The 24,184-nt window shown below is 49.5% G+C and carries 24 protein-coding genes and 2 tRNA genes; 19 read left to right on the forward strand and 7 right to left on the reverse strand.

What is annotated here, in order from left to right; genetic code table 11:
- Positions 1-217: 217 nt before the first annotated feature.
- Positions 218-607: a winged helix-turn-helix transcriptional regulator gene (locus ACYP03_RS05380; RefSeq protein ID WP_459778755.1), complete on the reverse strand. Its 390-nt coding sequence runs from the start codon at positions 605-607 to the stop codon at positions 218-220.
- A 118-nt stretch (positions 608-725) separates the two neighbouring features.
- Between ACYP03_RS05380 and ACYP03_RS05385 the strand changes: the two genes are divergently transcribed.
- From ACYP03_RS05385 to ACYP03_RS05410, 6 genes are all read left to right on the forward strand, one after another.
- Positions 726-1,310 carry an NAD(P)H-dependent oxidoreductase gene (locus ACYP03_RS05385; RefSeq protein ID WP_459778756.1) on the forward strand — a complete coding sequence of 195 codons (585 nt, stop codon included), beginning with the start codon at positions 726-728 and terminating at the stop codon, positions 1,308-1,310.
- 298 nt (positions 1,311-1,608) lie between these two features.
- Positions 1,609-2,226, forward strand: a complete 618-nt coding sequence (locus tag ACYP03_RS05390; protein ID WP_248142752.1) for a LysE family translocator — start codon at positions 1,609-1,611, stop codon at positions 2,224-2,226.
- 866 nt (positions 2,227-3,092) lie between these two features.
- The gene (locus ACYP03_RS05395; RefSeq protein WP_459778757.1) at positions 3,093-3,737 is read left to right on the forward strand and encodes a MalM family protein; all 645 of its coding nucleotides are present in this window, start codon (positions 3,093-3,095) and stop codon (positions 3,735-3,737) included.
- Positions 3,738-3,936: 199 nt separating this feature from the next.
- Positions 3,937-4,359 carry a MarR family winged helix-turn-helix transcriptional regulator gene (locus ACYP03_RS05400; RefSeq protein ID WP_459778758.1) on the forward strand — a complete coding sequence of 141 codons (423 nt, stop codon included), beginning with the start codon at positions 3,937-3,939 and terminating at the stop codon, positions 4,357-4,359.
- A gap of 34 nt (positions 4,360-4,393) precedes the next feature.
- The gene (locus ACYP03_RS05405; protein WP_248142756.1) at positions 4,394-5,458 is read left to right on the forward strand and encodes an HlyD family secretion protein; all 1,065 of its coding nucleotides are present in this window, start codon (positions 4,394-4,396) and stop codon (positions 5,456-5,458) included.
- Entirely contained in the window at positions 5,455-7,008 is a 1,554-nt protein-coding gene (locus ACYP03_RS05410; RefSeq protein ID WP_248142757.1) for a DHA2 family efflux MFS transporter permease subunit, read from the forward strand. Before ACYP03_RS05405 ends, ACYP03_RS05410 begins: the two co-directional genes overlap by 4 nt.
- A gap of 112 nt (positions 7,009-7,120) precedes the next feature.
- Here the strand turns inward: ACYP03_RS05410 and ACYP03_RS05415 are convergent, their stop codons facing one another.
- A complete protein-coding gene (locus ACYP03_RS05415) occupies positions 7,121-7,477 on the reverse strand; it encodes a hypothetical protein (RefSeq protein WP_459778759.1) in 357 nt (118 codons plus the stop codon).
- A 171-nt stretch (positions 7,478-7,648) separates the two neighbouring features.
- Here ACYP03_RS05415 and ACYP03_RS05420 point away from each other — a divergent pair, with 171 nt between their 5' ends.
- From ACYP03_RS05420 to ACYP03_RS05435, 4 genes are all read left to right on the forward strand, one after another.
- A complete protein-coding gene (locus ACYP03_RS05420; RefSeq protein ID WP_248142759.1) occupies positions 7,649-7,939 on the forward strand; it encodes a hypothetical protein in 291 nt (96 codons plus the stop codon).
- Positions 7,940-8,598: 659 nt separating this feature from the next.
- A complete protein-coding gene (locus ACYP03_RS05425; RefSeq protein ID WP_459778760.1) occupies positions 8,599-8,943 on the forward strand; it encodes a hypothetical protein in 345 nt (114 codons plus the stop codon).
- Positions 8,921-9,391 carry a hypothetical protein gene (locus tag ACYP03_RS05430; protein WP_459778761.1) on the forward strand — a complete coding sequence of 157 codons (471 nt, stop codon included), beginning with the start codon at positions 8,921-8,923 and terminating at the stop codon, positions 9,389-9,391. The genes ACYP03_RS05425 and ACYP03_RS05430 overlap by 23 nt, the downstream gene beginning before the upstream one ends.
- A gap of 510 nt (positions 9,392-9,901) precedes the next feature.
- Complete coding sequence (locus ACYP03_RS05435) at positions 9,902-10,840, forward strand: LysR family transcriptional regulator (protein ID WP_459778762.1); 939 nt, start codon at positions 9,902-9,904, stop codon at positions 10,838-10,840.
- A gap of 6 nt (positions 10,841-10,846) precedes the next feature.
- On the opposite strand, the gene ACYP03_RS05440 is transcribed toward ACYP03_RS05435, so the two are convergent.
- Together ACYP03_RS05440 and agaR are read right to left on the reverse strand one after the other, a co-directional pair.
- Entirely contained in the window at positions 10,847-11,815 is a 969-nt protein-coding gene (locus tag ACYP03_RS05440; RefSeq protein ID WP_459778763.1) for an MBL fold metallo-hydrolase, read from the reverse strand.
- Positions 11,816-12,068: 253 nt separating this feature from the next.
- The gene (gene agaR, locus ACYP03_RS05445; RefSeq protein ID WP_459778764.1) at positions 12,069-12,845 is read right to left on the reverse strand and encodes a transcriptional repressor AgaR; all 777 of its coding nucleotides are present in this window, start codon (positions 12,843-12,845) and stop codon (positions 12,069-12,071) included.
- Between the two features lie 338 nt (positions 12,846-13,183).
- On the opposite strand from agaR, the gene kbaZ reads away from it, so the two are divergent.
- The 9 genes from kbaZ to ACYP03_RS05490 all read left to right on the forward strand — a co-directional run bounded on the left by kbaZ (position 13,184) and on the right by ACYP03_RS05490 (position 22,884).
- Positions 13,184-14,476 carry a tagatose-bisphosphate aldolase subunit KbaZ gene (gene kbaZ, locus ACYP03_RS05450; RefSeq protein ID WP_459778765.1) on the forward strand — a complete coding sequence of 431 codons (1,293 nt, stop codon included), beginning with the start codon at positions 13,184-13,186 and terminating at the stop codon, positions 14,474-14,476.
- Positions 14,477-14,489: 13 nt separating this feature from the next.
- Positions 14,490-15,662, forward strand: coding sequence for an SIS domain-containing protein (locus tag ACYP03_RS05455; RefSeq protein WP_459778766.1), 1,173 nt, complete (start codon positions 14,490-14,492; stop codon positions 15,660-15,662).
- A gap of 2 nt (positions 15,663-15,664) precedes the next feature.
- Positions 15,665-16,138, forward strand: coding sequence for a PTS N-acetylgalactosamine transporter subunit IIB (agaV, locus tag ACYP03_RS05460; protein WP_459778767.1), 474 nt, complete (start codon positions 15,665-15,667; stop codon positions 16,136-16,138).
- Between the two features lie 33 nt (positions 16,139-16,171).
- A complete protein-coding gene (gene agaW, locus ACYP03_RS05465; protein WP_248142768.1) occupies positions 16,172-16,942 on the forward strand; it encodes a PTS N-acetylgalactosamine transporter subunit IIC in 771 nt (256 codons plus the stop codon).
- Positions 16,932-17,789: a PTS N-acetylgalactosamine transporter subunit IID gene (gene agaE, locus ACYP03_RS05470; RefSeq protein WP_330961065.1), complete on the forward strand. Its 858-nt coding sequence runs from the start codon at positions 16,932-16,934 to the stop codon at positions 17,787-17,789. The genes agaW and agaE overlap by 11 nt, the downstream gene beginning before the upstream one ends.
- A gap of 60 nt (positions 17,790-17,849) precedes the next feature.
- The gene (agaF, locus tag ACYP03_RS05475; protein WP_459778768.1) at positions 17,850-18,284 is read left to right on the forward strand and encodes a PTS galactosamine/N-acetylgalactosamine transporter subunit IIA; all 435 of its coding nucleotides are present in this window, start codon (positions 17,850-17,852) and stop codon (positions 18,282-18,284) included.
- A 1-nt stretch (position 18,285) separates the two neighbouring features.
- Positions 18,286-19,458 carry an N-acetylglucosamine-6-phosphate deacetylase gene (gene nagA / locus ACYP03_RS05480; RefSeq protein WP_459778769.1) on the forward strand — a complete coding sequence of 391 codons (1,173 nt, stop codon included), beginning with the start codon at positions 18,286-18,288 and terminating at the stop codon, positions 19,456-19,458.
- 68 nt (positions 19,459-19,526) lie between these two features.
- Positions 19,527-20,381, forward strand: coding sequence for a tagatose bisphosphate family class II aldolase (locus ACYP03_RS05485; protein ID WP_459778770.1), 855 nt, complete (start codon positions 19,527-19,529; stop codon positions 20,379-20,381).
- An 856-nt stretch (positions 20,382-21,237) separates the two neighbouring features.
- A complete protein-coding gene (locus tag ACYP03_RS05490) occupies positions 21,238-22,884 on the forward strand; it encodes a methyl-accepting chemotaxis protein (RefSeq protein ID WP_248142773.1) in 1,647 nt (548 codons plus the stop codon).
- Between the two features lie 409 nt (positions 22,885-23,293).
- Here ACYP03_RS05490 and ACYP03_RS05495 read toward each other — a convergent pair whose 3' ends face one another.
- The 3 genes from ACYP03_RS05495 to ACYP03_RS05505 all read right to left on the reverse strand — a co-directional run bounded on the left by ACYP03_RS05495 (position 23,294) and on the right by ACYP03_RS05505 (position 23,868).
- On the reverse strand, positions 23,294-23,494 hold the full coding sequence (locus ACYP03_RS05495) for a hypothetical protein (protein WP_459778771.1): 201 nt from the start codon (positions 23,492-23,494) through the stop codon (positions 23,294-23,296).
- Between the two features lie 168 nt (positions 23,495-23,662).
- A tRNA-Asp gene (locus ACYP03_RS05500) sits at positions 23,663-23,739 on the reverse strand.
- 38 nt (positions 23,740-23,777) lie between these two features.
- Positions 23,778-23,868, reverse strand: a tRNA-Ser gene (locus ACYP03_RS05505).
- Positions 23,869-24,184: the final 316 nt, after the last annotated feature.

Consider the following 24,184-nt stretch of genomic DNA (forward strand, 5'->3'; position numbering starts at 1 on the left):
TAAGTCCGTTTACATCTCGGTCAGACCAATATAATAACAGTGATATAAATTGTGAACACTTTGTCATCAAAGTATGAATTTTTTCACCATCCTCTGCGGTAAATGTCTAAAAATCACACGAACCATTCAATCTATTGAATATCTATGCCGCCATAAGTATTTATCAAGGTCTTTCGCCAGGCCTCATAAAACCTACCCTGCTGCTCAGCAAGTCCCGTCAGGCACTCACCGCAACCGGCTTTACCTTCTTTCCGACATTGTATTTCTCAGACCAAAGCCGGATCTGCTCAAGAATATCCAGAGCCGAACGACCAAACTCGGTCAGCTCGTAACTGACAGCAATTGGCCGGTCACTGATCACTTTGCGGACCACCATGTCTTCACTTTCGAGTTCTTTTAACCGCTGGTCGATCATTTTCTTACTCGCCCCGCCCAGCATCCGGGCCAGATCATTAAACCGGACAGGTCCATCTTTCAGATGATAAAGAATTGTGCCTTTCCACTTCCCCCCGATCAGCCGCATCCCTTTCTCGACAGAACAGGGCTCCTTACATTCGTTGAGCACAATTTTTCTGCCTTTAGTATCTGTTTTTACTGAACTTCCCATAGAAAACGCCTCCGAAACAACTAGGTTACTAAAAGTATACTAGTTGATTAAAGTTTTGTGGTTACCATAATAAACCACAAATCACACTGATTACAGAGAACAAGCCAGGAGACGTGACATGAGCAATATTTTGATTATCAATGCCCATCAGGCCTATCCATTTTCAGAAGGAAGACTGAACCAGACGCTGATGGACCGTGCTGCCACTTTACTCACCGCAAAAGGCCACCAGACCCGCGTCGTGACCATGGAAAATGATTACGATGTACAACAGGAAGTTGAGAACCACAAATGGGCTGACATCATCATTCTGCAAACACCAGTGTTCTGGATGGGCGTACCGTGGATCTTTAAAAAGTACATGGATGAAGTCTATACCGCCGGAATGGACGGCTCACTCTGTACCGGCGACGGCCGTTCCTCGGCGGATCCGAAGAAAAATTACGGCACTGGCGGCACGGTTCAGGGGAAAAAATACATGTTGTCACTGACCTTCAATGCACCTGCAGAAGCATTCGGCAACCCGGATGAATATCTGTTTCAGGGCAAAAGTGTCGATGACCTGTTTTTCCCGATTCATATGAGTTTTCGTTTCTTTGGTATGACGCCACTGGAAACCTTTGTCTGTTACGACGTCCTGAAGAATCCGGACATTGAAAACGACCTGACACGTTTTGACGCTCACCTGGAACGTTGTTTCTGAAAGATCTGAATATTTCCATCACACAGCGGACCGGGGCACGATGTCCCGGTATATCTGGAATCAATCCTGTCAGCGCCAGTGAGCCTCTTTTACAAAGACTTGCCAGTCAGCCTTCTCATAGCATGAGCGAATGAATCGTTTACAAATTGATTGATAAAGCCGGATAACCTCAATATGCTCGCTTCATCACCAGCTCACGAAAAAGAATCACCCACTTCAACATCATCTTCTTTGTTGGAGACCGCTGTTTCTTCCCGAACGGGGCTCTGAACCCTGCATCTTGAGGCCACTTGACGATATGTTAGATTTCACCTTACTCAGCGCATTTATACCGACTTTTTTCTTTGTCTCCATTACGCCCGGCATGTGTATGACATTAGCAATGACACTGGGCATGAGTATTGGTGTCAAACGGACACTCTGGATGATGCTGGGCGAACTGGTGGGCGTGGCACTGGTCGCCATTGCCGCCGTTATGGGTGTCGCCACAGTGATGCTGAATTATCCGCAGCTTTTCCATCTGCTGAAGTGGATTGGCGGCGCTTATCTGATCTGGCTGGGTGTCAGCATGTGGCGGAATCGCGGAAAAATGTCAATGAATCTGGATGCTCCAACCGAAACCCAGCGCGGACAACTCATCTCTCAGGGATTTATCACTGCAATTGCAAATCCTAAAGGCTGGGCATTTATGATTTCTCTGCTGCCACCTTTTATCAATATTGAACTCCCTGTTGCACCTCAGATGGCCGGTCTGCTGAGTATCATCCTGCTGACCGAGTTCATCGCGCTGATGGTCTATGCGAATGGCGGTCGGAGTTTACGGCTGTTCCTGAGCCGGGGAGACAATCTTCGCTTCATGAACCGGATTGCCGGCACACTCATGATGGGTGTGGGGCTCTGGCTCGCTTTGGGATAATAAAAAACTACCGCCAGGATAAAATGCCAGAAGAAAGCCCGGATTATTTATGCAATCACCAAGTCAATATTTTGACCACCCCTTGTAAGCATCTGAATAAAAATGCTAATTTCCGACGATTTTAGTAACATTTTTTTGCCACCACCCTGGCTTTTGCGAGAGACATCACTTTAATTTAGTAAACAAATTGCATTACAATTCGTATATCGTCAAAAAAACACGACAATAAGGACTAAATCATGTGTTGCGATAAGCCGAATTTAATGAGGGTAAAGCGTGGGATCTGGCAACGGATTACCTGCAAAGCGGTCTACTTATGCAAAAGCTGCCATAAGAAAACCAAAGTCTGAAACGGTTCTGAATTTCTATTTTTCCTTTCTTTTCAACCTGTCTATATGTAGCCCAAGGGAGTATCAACTCCCGTTGGTCGCTCAACTTTCAGACAACCGCTGACAATAAAAGTAATATTTCGCACCCATCCGTCAAGATGATGTCACGATAAAGTCAGCTTTATGTCACCCTTTTTTGATAGTGACCGAAGTCACAAATCCACGACAGGTCTGGCTGTAATCTGCTGATTATCAAAATAAAGAAAAATGAGAGCCAATCATGTGCTGCGACAATCCTCAAATTTACCGGATAAAACGAACGCTTTGGAGAAAGCTCACCTGCCGTGCCCTCTACAAATGCAGGAACTGTCAACAAACGTTCAGGATTTAACCTCAGGCTCCGGCGACAGCTTGCAAAAGCCTCAGGAATGCCATCTGAAATGATGGCGTTCCCCGTTAAGCTTCAACGCTCAAATTATGCTCAGCCTCAGGCCAACTGCTATGTTTAAACATAAATCCAGATCAGCCTGAGGCGGTATGCGAATCCTTTCTTACCTCTTTCTGGTAATGACTTTGTCAGCTTGTTCGCTGACGGACAGCTTTTCTCCGGACACCGTAAATGGCGTCACTAACATCAGCGTTTCCCAGGCACGCCAGGACAGAGACCAACTAGCCACAGCAAAACGTTATTTCACGGAAGTCCGAAATCTGCCGTCCCTGCCCTGTTGCGATGAGCTGCCCGTTCTTTTCCGGCTGACTCATGAAGATGTCATTATTGAGCTTTCTTCCGGCCGCAGCTTTACCAAGCTTATCAAATTGAGTCCGGCCATCAGCCGACAGGACCTTCTTCTGACCAGCCTGGTCAGCCAGACGGTCTTTCCACCTCAGGTACAGCTTTATTCTGAAGATTTTCTGCTGATTGACAGTCTGACCGCATACCGCTATCAGCCTTTCAGCGTAGAGGAACCTGACAGGCTGGAACTGGAAATTCCGATATCGCGCTACAGCACGCCCGTCCGCTATCTGCTGGTTTATACCAGTTCAAAAGCCATGAGGGACTACACCCCGTTGCTGGACGCGGAAGCTCAGTACGAGAGCCGGATCGGCATGGATGTTACCCCCCACCCCTGGTTTCTGGCGCCGCATGCTCCGACCGGCAGTCTGATTCTTCGTCGCCGCTGATCACAACATCTTAACCACACGAATCAAGGTCATACCTGTGATTGGCATGCAGAATCATTGCGTGCATTTTCAGCCCTGTTATACCCGGGACAGACTTCCCCAAAACCATCCCCTGACGGATCAATTTTCTGCTCACGGATTGAAACATTTAGTAATATTTACACATAATACGCAATACTTACTATTTGAGGCTGAGCGGATGAACCCGAATACCCTTGGTTTTGTCATGACCGATCTGACCCGTCTGATGCGGAAACTCTTTAAAAAGCGTTTTAAAGATCAAGCATTAACAATGGTTCAGGCCCGGGCGCTTTACTATATCGCCCGGTTTCAGGGCATTCGGCAGGTTGAGCTGGCAGACATGTTGGAGATCAAACCCATCTCACTGGTCCGGCTGATTGATCTGCTGGTCGATGCCTCGCTGGTGGAGCGCCGTCAGGATCCCAAAGATCGTCGGGCCTACCAGCTGTATCCGTCACCGACGGCACAACCAATTCTTGATGAAATCCTCCGCGTGATTCAGAGCATTCAGAAGGATGCGCTGGCCGGGCTATCCGAGAATGAGATAACCACCGTAGCGACCGCCCTGCAGAAAATGCGCGATAACATGACCTCGCTGTAACCAGCCCGCTATTGACCGAAAGTTGGAGACTTCCATGAGCAACATTTCCCAAACAGAGCAACTCAGCCCGCCACCCAAACGTTCCAAAAAACGCTTTCTGCTGCTTGTTGTCGTACCTGCCATTGCCCTGCTCGGCGGCAGTGTCCTCTATCTGAAAGGTGGCCGGTATGTCGAAACCGATAATGCCTATGTCAAAGCCGACAAAGTGCCGGTGAGCGCTGAAGTGTCCGGTCCGGTGCTGCAGGTCCTGGTCAGAGAAAACCAGTCGGTTACTGCCGGTCAGCCGCTTTTTCGCATTGATCCGGCTTCATTTGAAGTGTCGGTCGCAAAAGCTAAGGCAGATCTGGCACAGGTCCGAACGGATCTGGCTGCTCTGAAAGCCAGCTACAAAGAAAAGCAGGCAGAAATTGCTCTGGCCCGAACCAAGCTGGCTTTTGCGGAAAAAGAACTGAAGCGTCAGAAAAATCTGGCGGTGAAAAACTATGTTTCGACGTCCAACTTCGATCTGGCACAACAGTCAGTTGACCTCGCGAATCAGGAAATCAATACCCTGTCACTGGATCTGAAGCGCATTGCAGAGACCATGGGCGGCAGCCTCGAGACGCCGATCGAGTCTCATCCGAAATATATGGCCGCCCTCGCCCAGTTAAACCGTGCCACACTGGATCTGGCGCGTACAACGGTCAAAGCTTCGGTTGACGGAATCGTCGGCCAGCCGCCGAAACCGGGACAATACCTGAACCCGGGAGTTACGGTCATGTCGCTGGTTGCCAGTACTTCTCCCTGGATTGAAGCCAACTTTACAGAAACCGATCTGACACATGTCAGACCCGGTCAGCAAGTCACCATCCATGTAGATACCTACCCGGACACCCGCTGGACCGGTACCGTCGACAGCCTCAGCCCGGCCACTGGCGCAGAGTTCTCGGTGATCCCGGCACAGAATGCGACGGGGAACTGGGTTAAGATCGCTCAGCGCGTTCCGGTGCGTATTTCCATCACACCTGATGCAGACACCCCTGCACTGCGTGCCGGTCTGAGCACAGTGGTTGAAATTGATACCGAGTACCACCGTAAATTCCTCGGACTGTCTCTATGAGTCAGCACATCCAGACAGCATCTGCTGAGCCCGCCAACCGGGGGTTCATCACCCTTGCAGTGATGCTGGCAACCATTATGCAGGCGCTGGATACCACAATTGCCAACGTTGCCCTACCGCACATGCAGGGGGCAATGGGGGCAACGCAGGATCAAATCTCCTGGGTCCTGACCTCCTACATTGTGGCTGCCGCCATCTGTATGCCATTAACCGGTTTTCTGAGCGCCCAGCTGGGTCAGAAGCGTATTTTTCTGTGGTCGGTCGTCGGTTTTACCATCAGCTCAATGCTCTGCGGTGCCGCACAGTCGCTGGAGCAACTGGTGCTGTTCCGTCTGCTCCAGGGCGTGTTCGGGGCCAGCCTGGTCCCATTGTCGCAAGCTGTGTTGCTGGATACGTATCCGACCGAACAGCATGGTTCAGCAATGGCCATGTGGGGCGTTGGCGTCATGGTGGGGCCGATCCTCGGTCCGTCGCTGGGAGGCTGGCTGACCGAATACTACAACTGGCGCTGGGTGTTTTACATCAATCTGCCCTTTGGTCTGCTGGCCTGGTTCGGGATTGCCGCTTACGTGAAAGAAACGGCTATCGACAAATCCCGGAAATTTGACCTGTTCGGCTTCGCCATTCTCAGTCTGGCGATTGGTGCCTTACAGATGATGCTCGACCGCGGTGAATCACAGGGCTGGTTCGACAGTCCGGAAGTGATCATCGAAGCCATTCTGACCGGAAGCTGTTTCTACCTGTTCATCGCGCATATGTTCACCCATAAAGCGCCCTTTATCGAACCGGGATTATTCAGCGACAGTAACTTCCGGATTGGACTGCTGTTTATCTTTATCATCGGCATCATTCTGCTTGCGACCATGGCCCTGCTGCCGCCCTTCATGCAGAGTTTACTGGGTTATCCGGTCCTGGATGTCGGCTATCTGCTGGCCCCGCGCGGTGTCGGCACCATGATTGCGATGATCACGGTCGGCAAGCTTGCCGGCAGGGTTGATCCCAGGTACAAAATTTTCCTTGGCCTGATGCTGACCACCCTGTCGCTGTGGGAAACCACGCTGTTTGATCTCAATATCAGTGGCTGGGACATTGTCCGCACAGGTGTGATTCAGGGGCTGGGGCTGGGCTTTATTTTCGTGCCTCTCTCGACCATTACTTTTGCAACATTGGCGCCCAAATACCGTAGTGAGGGGACCGCCCTCTTCAGCCTGATGCGAAATATCGGCAGTAGTATTGGCATCTCGGTGGTGATCACTTACCTGTCCCAGCAGACACAAGCCAATCATGCCGCCTTCGCCGATTACATCACACCATTCAACTTTGCCCTGAATCAGGCCGTTGATGCCGGGATATACAATCTGTCGACACCACAGGGACTGATGTCCATCAATGGTGAAGTGACGAAGCAGGCAGCGTTACTGGCTTACTTGCAGGATTTCCGGCTGATGATGTGGGTCACTCTGGCTGCCGTGCCGCTGGTGTTTCTGCTCCGCACCCCGAAAAAACAACCGCAGACCGAGAAAGCGGGAACGGAAACCGTAATGGAATAAAGGCCCACCCAACAGCAAACACGCCCCGCAAGTCATTCATCTTGTGAGGCGTGTTTTTTAAGATGTCTGTTTTTAATTTAAGATGCCTGTTCTAAGCGAATTGGGTCTGCGATCAGATATCGTAACGCCAGCGCGGTGGAAAAGCCTGATTCATCACCAGTGAATCCCCCACCAGTTCAAACTGAAGTTTCGCTTCGTTTTCAGTCAGATGCTCGGTGAGCAAACAAGCCTGAAAAACAGACCAGCGAAAGTCCACGGTCACAGTGACCTTTACACCCTCGATCGCAATGTCTTTGATCATCATCGAGTCAGGCACTATCGTCATGTGGGGATCATCTGTCCAGGCCAGTTCATAAAACAACGGCTGGAACTGCTTCTCCGCCGCCTTCACCGCCGCGTTAATCTGTGCATCACGATCCGGCAACTCAATATTCAATGCCAGTACCAGCGATAAAGCGTGCTCACTCATGATATATCCCCGTTTCTTTACTGACAGAGAGCTTACCAAATAAAAGCGACTCAGCGTCTGTCATTATCTCAACGTCCATCTGCCACCGGCCATTTCTTCGTCCGGCATGCACTTTCTCAAAAACAGTGACTACACTCATCTCATCTGTTCTGTCGATTTACAGGTACTTCTATGGATAACAATGAGAAAGAGGCCGGGATTATACAGGCACTGGCTGAACGTATGGAATCCCAGCGTTTACCCAGAGCATTAGCCATGAAAAAGCGGGTCGATGATGGCGAAACCCTCAATGAGCTTGATATTCAGTTTCTCAAAGAAGTCCTGGATGATGCTCAGCGCATCAGGCCTCTTGTGGAACGCCACCCCGAATGGCAAACCCTGGCCGCGGGCATGATCCACCTGTACCAGGAGATCACCAGGAAAGCGCTTGAAAATGAAAACAATCAGAAAGGCAAGGCTTAGCCTAACGTGAACCAGTGCATCGCCGTTCTCTGAATCATGCCGGAAAGAAAAAGCCCTCATCCAAGTGAGGGCTTACTGAAGCCATCACCAAATGATACGTCCTCCGCTTTTGCTCATTGAGCAGCACAGCCAAAGATACGCTGGATGGTTTCATTATTGCCTAGTGGCAATATCAGCTGTGATGTACCGGGATTGGCTATCTTCATGATAGCGGCGCGCAAGTAAAATCATCTTTGTTCAGCGCATAAAAAATTTGAGCACACAACACAATTAATTTTTGTGGTGGCGATAGCATTTCATTGTGGTGAATTGTTTTAGTGGAAATTGCATCAGGTTGAAGTGGGCGATATCTAGGTGAGTGGTGATAAGGTCAAGAAGATCTAGCCCAGATGAAAGAACGGTATTCTGGTTACCACATTCTACTTCTGCAGATTTACCTTACTCCAAATCACACAGATGAGCAGTTGTTCAATTGATGCGGACATTACCTGACAATAGCTGAAAAACTGTAAAGTGATCAGCCCGCATGTATGTTCGCTGAAGAACCAAGTAGTTTTAATCATTGAAAATTAACTATTAAATCAGTTGATTTGACTATTTTTTTAGTGAAAATGCAATAAAATAGTATGTTAAACTTCCCGCTTTATCAGGGGTATTATATGGCTAGATTAGGTATGTGTGATATCAATAACTTCAAAATTGGCCCGAAAAGTAAGCGGGCTATTTCTGACATTCGTGAAGTTATTGATCAAGGAAATCTATTAGCAGGAGTTCTTGCTGCAACGCCGTTTTATTATATTTTTGGTACACCAAGCGTTACAACCAGCCCATTTGAAAAGCTAGTTACTGTAAGAGAGCATGATTGGCATACATTAGCTAAGGCTATGTCAGGAGCAGGAAAAACAACTCGAAACCGAGTTTTTATGATTGCTTATGAACAGGAAATCTTTACCACAGGTGATGAACAGAGGTTTTGGAATTGTGTTTCAGAAGCAGCTAAGTAACTTATTTACCATTACTATTGTGCTTACCAGTTTTACTGGCTGTGCACAGTCTTCTATCAAGAGTACAGAGGCAGCTAAAAGATGGGATGCTCAATATGAGCATTGCACTGATATCGCACGCGCCAATACTGCCGATTTTCCTGAAAATGCATGGTTTGATTCACTAACCCTGGAAGACAAGAAATCGGTCATTGGTTATTTGTACAATTATAACCAAAGAATTTGCACAGCTGAAGAAACCGAACTCCTTCGCTCTGCTATTGCACACGATAAAAATACTGAGTTGAAAAGTGACTACGAAGAGATTTTAACCCCGCTGGATGTGACATTTGCCGAGCGGCTAGAGGGAATAGAAAAGTCTGAAATCTTAAAAATTCAGGCCCAGTATTCGGAACCATTTAGTATTAGACATGTACTTACTCAGCTAGACCTTTATCCAAAGCGCTAGAAAGAATTTACAAGCTGAACTATTCTCTTTCCCCCCCTGTGCTCTCAACTGATAGCACAGGGGAATATGCATATCCCAGTAACTTCGCGCTTCATCGCATCAAACCATGAGAAAGGAAACTCCGGACTCATGCGCGACATATTTGCTGTATCCCTGAAAGCTCCTGCTCACAACAACAACTGAACCCCAGTAACTCGCTGCCCCAATTACTTTGCCAATGACAAAAGCAACCACAATTCATGCCCGATTCACGGGGAACACTCTAAGCTTATCTCACTGTTCTGAAAGGATTTTTTCAGCTCCCAAAATTCTACCAGATTTTTCGGGTGCTAAAACCCTTCATGGTTTGTTTCTGAGGCATTGAACAACCACCGCATTTCACCTCTTTCCCAGAGCTGTATTCACATCCATCTTTTGCGGTTCAATCGCAGGTAAAAGCTATCGTTTTTCCTTCATAATCAGTACATTCAATAGATTCAATCCAATCATGACGTTATACAAGGAAAGAAGATGCTGCCGGATTTCAGCGATACATTTGCATTTGTCAAAGTGGTACAACAAGGCAGTTTTACTGCGGCGGCAAAGGCGCTGAATGTCCCTAAAGCCCGGGTCAGCCGGAAGGTGAAAGAATTAGAAGAACGTCTCGGTACACAACTGCTGAAACGCACAACGCGTAAGCTCGGCTTAACAGAAGCCGGAAAGCTGTACTTCGAACACTGCGCACACCTCGCCAAAGGACTGGTGGCTGCTGAAGAAGCGGTGACACTGATGCAATCGGCTCCCAAGGGATGGCTTCGGGTGACAGCGACTTACTGGCTCAGCCATCATGTGCTGTCGCCGATTATCAGTGAATTTCAGCAGCACTACCCGGACATTCAGGTGGAAGTGGTGATGAGCCACGACATCAAAGATCTGGTGGCCGATGATCTGGATATCGCCTTTCGCATCTGGCGCGGTGCACTTCCGGATTCTCAACTCATTGCCCGGAAATGCTGCCCTTTACCCATGCATCTTTATGCGAGTCCCGGTTATCTCGAACAGGCTGGTGAACCTGCACATCCGGAAGATCTGATACGGCATCGCGCGCTGGCAACCAGCCTGATGAAATCCGCTGATGGCTTTGCATGGCCACTGACCCATGGTGACACCACGTATGCGGCGCCTATTCAGCCGCACCTTGTTGCGTCTGATCCGGAGTTACTCGTCCATCATTTGACGTCCGGTCAGGGAATCGGTCTGTTTTCTGCGATGCGCATGCAACCATTCATCCAAAGCGGGCAGATTCAGCGTGTATTACCCGACTGGACCGGCCCGGACTTTTCTCTGTATGCTTTGCTGCCCCATACCCGCATGCTGCCGCCCAAAGTCAGACTATTTTTGGATTTCCTGATCACCCGGCTTCCGAATGCGATGAGCAAGGATACCCAAGTATCACTTGCTCACAGTTAGATCGGTTTAGTCCCGGTTTTTATAAGCGGCGGGTACCCACTCATATCCTTCAGATGCAGTTCTTAAGTAGCCTACCCCCGGGAAATTTAAGTGCGAGGCAGCGATCAGCTGACGTGTTTTCGCCAGTTGCGCAAAGTGCTTTTGTCGTTGTGCTCTGGCCTGATTTTGATCCACATCGAATTGAATCGTGACTGCCGGTTTGGGAAGCTGTACAGCCCCGACGTGAATCATATCGCCAATAAACACGATGCTTTCACCGCCGCTGGTAAATCGATACAAGCTGTGACCAGGTGTATGACCGGCCGTCGACACCGCTTCCATGCCATTAAACAATACGGTGTCTCCCAGGAAAGGCCGGACTTTGCCCTGCGAATCATACAGCCCGACGGTCTTCTGGCTTCGCTCAAGATCAATTTTTTCCAGACCTTTGCTGAGATTGGCCGGGTTCAGAAACCGATCCATATCCGACTGACTGACATGCACTGTAGCATTCTGAAATACTCTGTGCCCCTTGGCAGATAAGCCGCCCGCATGATCAAGATGAAGATGCGTAATCAAAATATCCGTCACCTGATCCGGGGTATATCCGGCAAGGGCAAGGCTGTCGGTTAACCGGCCACCAAACGCTCCCATCAGCTCACCGGCCCCGGTATCAATCAGCACAACCCGGTCACCTGTCAGGACCAAATAGGCATTGATTGAAGTTTCATGCGGGTTTGTGCGAAATGCATATGCCAGCCGGGAGTTGATTTCCGCTTCAGAAGCACCATTCAGCAATTGGTGCACATCCAATGGCAGACTGCCATCGCTGAGCGCAATCACTTGTGCGTCACCAACCTGATAACGAGCAATGCTGCCTTTGGTTGCCTGAATCCGTACTGAAGTCTCAGCTGCGACCGCTTGGGGTGCAATTACGGCTCCGCCACCGAAAAGAGCCAGTGTGGTGAATAATGTAAGGCCCTTGATGTTTTTCATTTGCTTCTCCGTGTTTATCAATCAAAACCTGTGAGAAGTAAGGTATGACAGAACAAACCGCATGATTAGTCCTGAAAAATCAAAAGGATTGTTACCGCGAATGAGACAATCAAAACAATCCCCCGTAACTTCCGTAGCTCAGGGGGACAGGATAAATATATATCATCGTTCTGAATGCAGTGTCTCCGGCTCTGCATTTCACCGGGTTATTCAGCATTGAAAAACAATTTCAATGACTTGCAGTCAGCAGTTTTCAGGCATCCACCAGAACCACCTCGATTCCGGCCTTACGTAACCCGTCGAGGTAACGCTCTGGAATCGCTTTGTCGGTGATGACTTTGTGTACTTTTCCGGGTTCAAGAATTTTGTGCAGGCTGATACAACCAAATTTACTGGCATCCGTCACAACAATAATTTCATCGGCAACTTCGCACATCCGGCGATTCAGCCGGGCTTCGTTTTCATTGTGAGTTGTAATGCCTTTATTCAGGTCAAACCCATCCACCGCGAGAAACAACTTGTTGAAATGGTAGTTATCCAGCGCATGCTCAGCCTGGCTGCCATAAAAAGACATAGATTTACGGCGTAAATGCCCGCCCAGCACAATCACTTCCACGCCCTCTGCATCCACCAACGTATTCGCAACATTCAGGCCATTAGTCAGGGCGATAACATTGTCATGATGTATCAGATGGGCAGCGATACAGTTCGTTGTAGTTCCGGAATCGAGAATAATCGTATCCCCATCATTCACCATCGCAGCGGCTGCCTGACCAATCAGATCTTTGACACTGCGATAGAGCTGCCTTTTGTCTTCAATTGAATGTTCTGGTAACGGAGCTTCACTTTCATTCAGGAAAGCGCCGCCGTAAGAGCGGGTTGCCATTCCCTGTTTTTCCAGAAAGGCAAGATCATTGCGAATCGTAACGGTTGACACATTGAACTGTTCAGCAAGCTCAGCAACCTGGACACTTCCTTGCTTCCTGAGCATACCCAAAGTCTGTTCACGCCTTTCGCTCGTGCTTTTCATGGTGATGGTCTTCTCGACTAGTTCAAGTATTGCGCTTGAGTATACGGCTTCAGTGGTTAAAAAGAAAGCATTGCACCTTTTGTTTTCTTTCGTTTCCTTTTCATTAAGTCTATCAGGTATGCAGCATGCAAAGTTAAAACGCACGAACAATCGAAACAAAAGTAAAGAAAAGCTATTTCCATTCCTTTCTCATTCTGTTTCATGTTGAATTTGCGTGAGATCATAATTTCATTTTCTTTTTATTTCCTTTCGTTTTGTTTGGGGGTAGGTTATTGCGAAACGAATCGAAAGGTTCATTGATACATCAATTTCAATCAATCTCGTGATGGAGCGGGCTCATGGATATTTTGCTGGATCTGATTAAAAAGCATAAGCGTGGTGAAGCCGTCGGTATCTATTCCGTTTGTTCGGCGCACCCGTTTGTCATCGAAGCGGCTATTCGTCAGGCCCTGAAAAACAACTCCGTATTGCTGATTGAAGCAACGTCCAACCAGGTCGATCAAACGGGCGGCTATACCGGCATGACACCTGAAGACTTTCAAGAGTTTGTTTTTTCGATCGCCCAAAGGCTCAATTTCCCCAGGCACCAACTGATCTTAGGGGGGGATCATCTCGGACCAAACCGCTGGCAGAAAGAAGATAGCAGCTGCGCCATGATCAAAGCAGAAGCGCAGATAGCAGCATACGTCGCAGCAGGATTTAAAAAAATCCACCTTGATTGCAGTATGTCCTGCGCAGATGATCCGGTGCCACTCACTGATGAGACGGTTGCTGCCAGAGCCGCCCGGCTGGCAGTCATCGCAGAACAAACCTGTATCGCTACCTTCGGCCACAGCGACCTCGTTTACGTCATTGGCACCGAAGTTCCTGTGCCCGGCGGAGCTCATGAAACACTGGATGAGCTGGCAGTTACAACCCCCGAAGCTGCCCGGCGGACCATTCAGGCACATTGGGAAGCTTTTGCCAACGTCGGATTATCTCATGTTCAGTCCAGGGTGATTGGTCTGGTCGTTCAGCCCGGCGTCGAATTCGACCACGTAGGCGTGATCGACTATCAGCCAGAGAAAGCAGCGCCCCTCAGTCACATGGTTGAACAATACGACCATTTAATTTTTGAAGCACATTCAACGGATTACCAGACTGAACACGCTTACCGCCAGTTAGTGCGTGATCACTTCGCCATTCTCAAAGTCGGTCCGGCACTGACCTTCGCTCTGCGTGAAGCCTTGTTTGCTCTGGCCTGTGTTGAAGAAGAGCTGGTTGCGGCACGCCATTGCTCTGGCTTGCGTCAGGTTCTGGAACAGGCAATGCATGCTCAACCGGAATACTGGCAGGGTTACTACCAGGGTGATGCCGCCATTCAGCGCCTGGCGCGTAGCTACAGCTATTCCGATCGGATCCGTTATTACTGGCCGGATGAAAAAGTCGGCGAAGGTTTGGACAAATTACTCAGCAATCTCAACGAAATGCCGATACCGCTGCCCCTGCTGAGTCAGTATTTCCCGGTCCAGTATCAACGCATTCGTGAAGGACATCTGACAAATCAGGCGCGCGAGCTGATCCTCGACAAAATTATGCAGGTCACTGAGGTCTACGCCGCAGCCTGTTCTCCCCAACAGTATGCTGCTTAAAGAGAAGAGAACGATGTATCTAGGTCATTCAATACAAGCACTACAAGCCGCTGGTGGTGAAGCAACCGCGTGCGAAATCAGCCAACAGCCTCAAAGCTGGCAAAAAACGCTGGCCAGTGTCAGCGAGCAGCGGGAGCAGATCAATGTGTTTCTGACCCCTTTGCTGAGTCAGCCCGATCTGCGTATCGTCATGACAGGAGCCGGTACCTCAGCTTTTGCCGGTCGCGCTCTGGCCCCTTATCTGTCAGGTCAGACCCGCCGCCGTTTTGAAGCCATTGCAACCACCGACATCGTAACGGATCCCAATGAGTATTTTGCAGAACCCTGTCCGACTCTGCTGGTATCTTTTGCTCGCTCGGGTTGCAGCCCGGAGAGCGTGGCTGCAGTCGAGCTGGCCAGTCAGTTACTCCCCCACTGCTTTCACTTGGTGATTACCTGTAATCAGGAAGGCGCTCTGTATCAGCGCAGCCTGACCGATGACCACACGCTGGCGCTGCTGATGCCAGAGGAAACCAATGACCGCAGTTTTGCGATGACCAGCAGCCTGACCAACATGATGCTGGCTTCACTGGCGGTGTTTCATCCGGATCAGTTCACTCCCGAATCCTTTGCGCCTGTGGCTGATGTTTGCGATCGCATGCTGACGGAGCAATTGGACTTTATCTGCGGGCTGGCCGATGACCCTTGCCAGCGTGTGATTTATCTGGGCAGCGGGAGTTTACAGGGTATCGCTCAGGAATCTGCATTGAAATTGCTGGAACTGACGGCAGGAAAGCTTCTGGTCAGTTTCGATTCCCCCGTCGGTTTTCGCCACGGGCCAAAATCGGTCATCGACGATTCCAGTCTGGTGATGGTGTTCATCTCCAATGACCCGTACACCCGCCGCTACGATTTAGATTTGCTCACAGAATTGCGTAACGACGGACAGGCGCGTCGGGTCATCGCCATCGCCGACCAGCCCGATCCCGTGATCAGCCAGGGTGAACACCTGTTTCTCCCCGCCACACTCCATGCGAATGATGCAACCCTGTGCTTTCCCTATCTGCTGGTGGCTCAAATCTATGCATTCAGCCGCGCGGTCAACATGACGATCAGCCCGGACAACCCGTGTCCGAGCGGTGAAGTGAACCGTGTGGTTCAGGGAGTCACTATCTATCCATATCAAAACTCATTTAGAAGGAACTAAAGATGCCAAATATTGTGTTGAGCCGAATTGATGAGCGCCTGGTACACGGTCAAGTCGGTGTGCAATGGGCCGGATTTACCGACGCCAACCTGATCATTGTTGCGAATGATGATGTTGCCGGGAATGAACTCCAGCAAAGTCTCATGGAGATGGTCATTGCAGACGGAATCGGCATCCGCTTTTGGACGCTGCAAAAAGTGATCGACACCATTCACAACGCAGCTGACCGGCAAAAGATTCTGATTGTGGCGAAAAATCCAACCGACTTTCTCACATTGGTCGAAGGCGGCGTACCTATCAGCCAATTGAATGTTGGCAATATGCACTTCATCGAGGGAAAGAATCAGATCCACAAAACGGTCTCCGTCGATGACAAAGACATTCAAAGCTTTTACGCACTGAAAAACCTCGGGGTGACCTGCACAGTGCAGGGGGTTCCGACAGAGCCAGCCACTGACATTTTCACCCTGCTTTAGCAAGACCCTGCAGAAATAAAAAGGAACTGAAAGATGGAAATAGGATTGATACAAGCGTTGATGCTGGGGATCCTGGCATTTTTCGCCGGACTGGATCTCTTCAATGGGTTAACCCATTTTCACCGACCTGTGGTCCTGGGGCCGCTGGTAGGTCTGATTCTCGGAGATCTGCAAACCGGTATTCTGGTGGGCGGTACCCTTGAACTGGTCTGGATGGGACTGGCTCCGCTGGCTGGTGCCCAGCCACCAAACGTCATCATCGGCACCATTGTTGGTGCGGCATTTGCCATCTCCTCTGGTGTGGAGGCCGAAGTGGCTGTCGGAGTCGCAGTGCCATTTGCGGTTGCGGTGCAAATGGGAATCACCTTCCTGTTCTCAGCCATGTCACCAGTGATGTCCAAATGCGACCAAATGGCCGAGAACGCAGATACACAGGGCATCGAAAGGGTGAACTACTTTGCACTGGCCGTGCTGGGTACCTTTTACTTCCTGTGGGCATTTTTGCCTATCTATTTAGGCGCAGAACACGCCAAAGTTGCTGTTGAAGCCCTGCCGAAAACTCTGATTGATGGCTTAGGGGTTGCAGGGGGCATCATGCCAGCTATCGGTTTTGCGGTTCTGATGAAAATCATGATGAAAAATGCCTACATTCCTTACTTCATTCTTGGATTTGTCGGCGCAGCCTGGCTTGAACTGCCGGTTCTGGCGATTGCCGCTGCGGCACTGGCGATGGCACTGATTGATTTTATGCGTAAAAGCGAGCCTGCACAGGGACAACAAGAGGAACTGGAAGATGGGATCTAACAAAAATATTGACCTGAACCAAATACAGGAAGCCGTGGCAGATGAATATCAGGACAAAACCATCGGTGCTGAACTGACGAAATCTGACATTAACAAAATGGCATGGCGTTCACTGCTCTTGCAGGCATCTTTTAACTTTGAACGCATGCAAGCCTCCGGCTGGCTCTACGGTTTGCTTCCGGGACTGAAAAAGATCCACACCAATAAAGCCGATCTGGCCAAATCGATGAAAGGCCACATGGGATTTTTCAATACTCACCCATTTCTGGTGACTTTTGTCATGGGAATTGTGCTGGCGATGGAGCGTTCCAAGCAGAACGTCAGCAGTATCCAGAACACCAAAATTGCCGTTGGTGCACCGCTGGGCGGGATCGGAGATGCCATGTTCTGGCTCACTCTGCTGCCTATCTGCGGTGGGATTGGTGCCGACCTCGCCCTGCAAGGATCAATATTGGGCGCAGTGGTCTTCTTCCTGCTGTTTAACATCGTCCACTTCGGCCTGAGATTCGGCTTGGCGCATTATGCCTATCGCATGGGGGTTGCTGCAATTCCGCTGATTAAAGCCAACACCAAAAAAGTCAGCCACGCCGCATCCATCGTGGGGATGACCGTAATTGGTGCGCTGGTCGCAACTTATGTCCGTCTGGGCACCACGCTTGAAATTACTGCCGGTGATGCGGTGGTTAAGGTTCAGGAAGGCGTGATTGACAAGCTGATGCCAGCATTCCTGCCACTGATGTACACCCTGGCAATGTACGCACTGGTGAAACGCGGCTGGAGTCCGATCCGTCTGATCATCATCACTGTCGTCCTGGGTATTACCGGAAAATTTGCCGGATTTCTGTAAACCCGAGTAAAAACAGGGCCGCCTGAGCGGCCCATCCCTTTGCAACGGAGAGAAGTCGTTATGTTAGGTGTGATTATGAGTGGCCACGGGGCATTTGCCAGCGGTATGGAAGCCGCCATGCTGCAGGTTTTAGGCGAACAAGAGCAAGTGATCGCTATCGATTTTCCGCCAGAGTCCACCACCCAATTACTGGAACAACAATTTAAAGCGGCACTGGAGCAGGTGGATACCGGTGACGGCATTGTGTTTATCACTGATCTGCTGGGTGGCAGTCCTTTTCGGGTCGCATCCACACTGGTCATGGCGCGAAACGATGCTGAAGTCGTTACAGGCGCGAACCTACAGATGATCCTCGAAATGATGTTGGAACGGGATGAACTTACTCCTGCAGAATTCAGAGTTCAGGCACTGGAATGCGGCCATCGCGGCATGACCAGTCTGGCAGATGAGCTGGCGAACAGGTCTCGCGCCGAATGTGCCAATGAGGGCATTTAAGATGATAACCGCACAGCCAATCCGCGCACGCCGCCTGCTGACTGAGTCAGGCTGGCTGGGACATACCGCGGTTTATGTTGCACAAGGCCGAATTACAGCGATCGAGCCAATCGCTTCAGCGGAAGATTCTATTGAATGGGATGCGGAAATCCTGATCCCCGCCCTGATCGACACTCACGTTCATGGCGGTTCCGGCGTGGATGTGATGGATGCCAGCCACAAAGCACTGGACACGCTTTCACAGTATCTGGCCAGTCAGGGGGTCGGCGCTTTTCTGGCAACGACAATCACAGCCCCCATGACAGACATTGAAGCAGCACTTCGTCAGGTTGTACGGTCTCAGGCACAAGGTGTTGGTGGTGCCGAATTACTGGGCAGTTATCTGGAAGGGCCATATTTCACCCCCGAAAACAAAGGGGCACATCAGGAATCACTGTTCCGTGATCCAACACCGGATGAATTAAATCACCTGATTACCCTGAGCAAAGGCAGTTTAAGAGTGGTTGCACTGGCTCCGGAAAATCCTGGTGCACTGTCAGCGATTCGTTACCTGAAAGCCAGAGGTATCAACGTGATGCTTGGCCATACAAATGCAGATTACGACACCACCCGCGCGGCACTCGATGCCGGTGCCGATGGTCTGGTGCACTGCTTCAACGGTATGAAAGGAGTGCATCACCGCGAGCCCGGAACTGCCGGAGCCGGGCTGAGCCATGACACAGCAGCCATCGAACTGATCGCCGACGGCCACCATGTACACCCGGCCGTGATGAACATTTGCTGCCGATGCGCCCCGGATCGCCTGGTGTTAATCAGTGACGCCATGCGCGCTGCAGGTATGCCGGACGGAAAATATCAACTGGGCGAGATGCAAGTCACCATGGAGAACGGGGTGGTCCGGACTGCCGCTGGTGGTCTGGCCGGCAGTACCTTATCACTTATCGGAGCCATCAAAACCATGGTGAATGAAGTGGGGCAACCTCTGGAAAAAGCCATCGAAATGGCTTCCCTGATTCCGGCCCGTCTGCTGGGCATCGACAAACGTCTCGGCAGTATCGCAACCGGCAAATCTGCCAGTTTTGTCGCCCTGAGCAGTGACTATCAGGTGATGTCAACCTGGGTCAATGGCCGTCAGGTCTGGACGGCATCGCCGCAATCAACGCGCACTCAATAAATGTATTTCAACTGGTCTTTCTTTTTCAAATCACGCGGTAGTCAGCCCTGCCGCAAGGAGCTTGCTTTATGTACCTGATTTCTTCTCATGAAATGCTGCAAGATGCCCAACGCCATGGCTACGCTGTGCCCGCATTTAATATCCATAACCTGGAAACCGTTCAGGTGGTCGTCGAAACCGCAGCCCAATTTCGCTCGCCTGTCATTCTGGCAGGAACCCCCGGTACATATAAACATGCCGGAGTGGAGTACCTGATCTCTATCTGCAAGTCTGCTGCGAAAAAGCATCGGCTGCCCTTGGTGATGCATCTGGATCATCACGAAGATAACGCAGATATCCGCACCAAAGTTGAGGCAGGAATCCGCTCTGCCATGATTGATGCCTCACACTACCCGTTCGAAGAAAATATTGCACGAGTGAAATCCGTGGTGGATTTCTGCCACAAACTTGGCGTGAGTGTAGAAGCAGAACTGGGACTCTTGGGCGGCCAGGAAGACGACTTGATTATTGATGAAGCCGACGCTCAACTCACCGATCCTACCTCTGCAAGAGAATTTGCAATACGCACAGGGATCGACTCTCTGGCCGTCGCGATTGGTACGGCCCACGGCTTATACAAATCTGAGCCAAAACTGGATTTTGCTCGTCTGGCTGCCATCCGGGAATGTGTCGATATTCCGCTGGTGTTGCATGGCGCATCCGGCATCCCCGATGCCGATGTCCGGAAATGTATCGAATTAGGGGTTAGTAAAGTTAATGTGGCGACAGAACTAAAAATTGCCTTCTCCGACGCGATGAAGCAATACCTGAACCAGCATCCGGATGCTAACGATCCGCGACAGTATCTCGTCCCGGGTATGGATGCAATGCGGGCCATCGTAGAAGACAAAATTCGAGTCTGCGGCAGCGCAAACAGAATTTAAACTTTAGTGTTGATGAGGTTTTGCCGAGTCGTCATCGCATTAGGATGCGGCTGTTGTCCGATTCCAGGCTTTGCCGGGATAACCTAGCCCCCAGCTGTCCACTCTGCTGGAGACCCCGACATCGCAATTGTTGTCAGCACGTTCTTTGCCGTCCTGAGAAGGACGGCTTTTTTGTATAGAAATATTGAATGCTGCCGCAAGGTGGGCCCTGTCGTCCAATGTCTGTTGAATTCTCAGACATTCAACGCGAATGCGTCTCTCAGGTTGGAGGCAACCACAAGGGAAAGTTGTATGCCCACACCGTGTTTGGCGTCTCGGATACACCAGTGAAGAACAGGCATTCATTGGTAAGTAAACAGTCGATACAAACATTCCTGTCGGGCTCAACTTTTTCATCCCTGACAGACGCAGTCGCGAATCTGAGTACAAGTCATCTCTGGGACAAGCCAAACCGGCACACATCTTAATTTGTTATCTTCAGCCAACTTTTCATTATTTTTAAATAAAAAATAATCTATCCCCGAGTAATAAAACATTTGGAGCATATCAAGTGAAATGAAGAAATGATAAAAATATTAAATCATTCATTGGCAACACGGCATGTTTTACTTATTTGTAACAATCAACTGATCTTTTAAAACAATTCCAGATAATTAAAATATAAAAAATGATAAATACTATCATCAGATTTACTCATACAGGACAAAGCAGACGCATCATCTAAACAGGAAAATGTTTTACTTCGCCGGGCTGGGAAGGATGAGGGTATAACAACCAGCTCAAAAGGTATGCTTATTCATTGAACATTCAATACTGATGATTGCAGCGGCCCCATAAATATTAAAAAGAGAAAGTTATGTTTATCAACACATTAACATTAAGAACCAAATTAATTCTGTCGGTATTACTCCCCTGCATCATTTTATTGCTTGTAGGTATTTTAAGTCACCTGAGTATGTCTCAGATTGGTGAACGTTCAGAACGCCTATATTTGAACACTGCCACGCCTATGCGAGCCATGGCAGAAGCCGCCTCACGAATCCCTCGCATGCGGGTAGGCATCGACATGATGCTGTTCCAGGAAATTGACGGTTTAAAGGATCAGAAAGGTGTTCTCAAGCGCATTAAAGAAACCCGTGATGAAGATATCCCGGAGATGCGTGCCGCGATGGAACAGTCCGTTGCTGCACAGGTGAAGCCGGAACTGAAAAAAGCTGCCGAATCGCTGCAACGAAACTTCGAAACCATGATTCAGACGGAATTAAACCCGATGCTGAATGCGCTCGAAGTTGGAAATACATCAGAAGCTTATCGCTATTACCGTAAATATGCCGTTTCTTACGGCGTGATGCGCAAACAGGCACATGAAATTCTGGATACGCTGCTTGTTCAGGCTCAAAACTTAAATGAAGAAGCACAGCAAAGTTTTGAAGATGGACAACGCAATCTGGTTTTATTAATTATTATTGCGCTCACGATCTCATTTTTCATTTCTTTCGTCATCATTCAGAATCTGAGAACCCGAGTATCGACTTTGCAGAAGACGATTCAAACGGCAGAAAAGAATATGTCGCTCAATACTCGTATTGATCTCGGCGGCAAAGATGAATTAACGGCGATCAGCGATACACTGAATAACTTCTTTGCCAAGATTCATCATTCTGTTGAAGAAGTCGCGCAGAGCTCCCGAAACCTGGCACTGACAGCTCAGTCCGTTGCCACCACGGCACAAACCACTCAGAACAACTGCGTGACACAACGTGACAGAACCATTCAGGTTGCAACGGCCATCAACGAACTTGGCGCAACTGTGAATGAAATTGCAAATAACGCTGCGCAAGCTGCACATATTGCAAAAGAAGCCACTACACAGGCTCAGGATGGTACCAATGTTGTCGAGCATGCCAGAGAAAAAATGCATGAGCTCAGCAATGATTTGGGTGACACAACCGGTGTAATTGAAGCGCTGGCGAGACAGGTGACAGATATCAGTGTCATTCTGGATACCATCCGCAGCATCTCAGAACAGACCAACCTGCTGGCTCTGAATGCTGCCATTGAAGCGGCTCGTGCCGGTGAACAGGGTCGTGGTTTTGCTGTTGTTGCCGATGAGGTCAGAAATCTGGCATCTCGTTCAGCAAACTCGACAGAAGAAATTCAGGATGTTATCAACCGCCTGCAAAGCGAATCAACCAAAGCGGTTGACGCTATCTCTCAGGGACGTGAACAGGGTGCGACCGTCGCTGACAAAGCCAACCTTGCAACCGAGTCTCTGATTCAGATTGTGTCGTATATTGACCAGATCAGCTCTCAGAACATTCAGGTCGCTACTGCGACTGAAGAGCAGTCATCTGTCGTGCAGGAAATCAACCGCAATATTGAAGATATCAACCATTTAACTGCTGAAACGGCTGATATCGCGAACCAGCTCAATGTTTCCAGTGATCAGTTACAAGAACTCTCTGATCAGATGGATAAGCTGGTAAGACGATTCAAACTTTAATGCCTCTAGATACAGCTTGCAGCACGTGAGCAGATGATCACGTGCTCTCTGACAAAAAAGCCCCGGCCAGCAAGCCGGGGCTTTTTTATTTGTCTACAGAACACAGCCGCGAATTTTCCAGCCGGAGGGCAGATATCATTCTCTGTCTCAGCAAAAAGCTCCAGAAATTCGGCTGAAGCATCCTATGTTCGCCGGGCGGGCAAAACTCGATAGTCCGGCAATCCGGCCCGCGACCAAAGTGCGCAGCACTTTTCATCAAACGCCAGATACAAAAAACCCGACGCTTTCGCATCGGGTTTCGTGTGTTGGCGGAGCGGACGCGATTCGATGGTCCGGCAATTCGGCCCGCGACCAAAGTGCGCAGCGCTTATCAGCAAATGTCAGATACAAAAAACCCGACGCTTTTGCATCAAGTTTCGTGTATTGGCGGAGCAGGCGGGACTCGATGGTCCGGCAATCCGGCCCGCGACCAAAGTGCGCAGCGCTTTTCAGCAAACGCCAGATACAAAAAACCCGACGCTTTCGCATCGGGTTTCGTGTATTGGCGGAGCGGACGGGACTCGATGGTCCGGCAATCCGGCACGCGACCAAAGTGCGCAGCACTTTTCATCAAACGCCAGATTCAAAAAACCTGACGCTTTCGCATCGGGTTTCGTGTATTGGCGGAGCGGACGGGACTCGATGGTCCGGCAATCCGGCCCGCGACTAAAGTGCGCAGCACTTTTCATCAAACGCCAGATACAAAAAACCCGACGCTTTCGCATCGGGTTTCGTGTATTGGCGGAGCGGACGGGACTCGAACCCGCGACCCCCGGCGTGACAGGCCGGTATTCTAACCAACTGAACTACCGCTCCAATTTTTTATCATGCTGGCGATGCCAACCTGATGAAATTGGCGGAGAGATAGGGATTTGAACCCTAGATACGCTATTAACGTATGCCGGTTTTCAAGACCGGTGCTTTCAACCACTCAGCCATCTCTCCGTAAGTGCGGTGAATAATACCAGCTCTTTTTTTACTGTAAAGCACCAAGATGTTCAAATGTCTATTTTTTGAACCAAAAAGAATGTTTTTTATGGTTTTGTGCTATTTTTAATCACTAACGGCCTGATTTTTGTAGTCAGCATTCCTAAAACACCGCAAAAACAAGGTAACATAGCTTCCGTTCACAGCTCAGTACCAGACTGATATCCCCTTAGCCAGCATTACTGGAACAAGGTTGCAACTTGGTACTAGCCTAAGGACTGGGGCTGCTGATAAAATCAGTCCACCTATCGAAAGTATCAATTACAGAGAGTGA

The organism is Photobacterium sp. R1 (assembly GCF_054600795.1).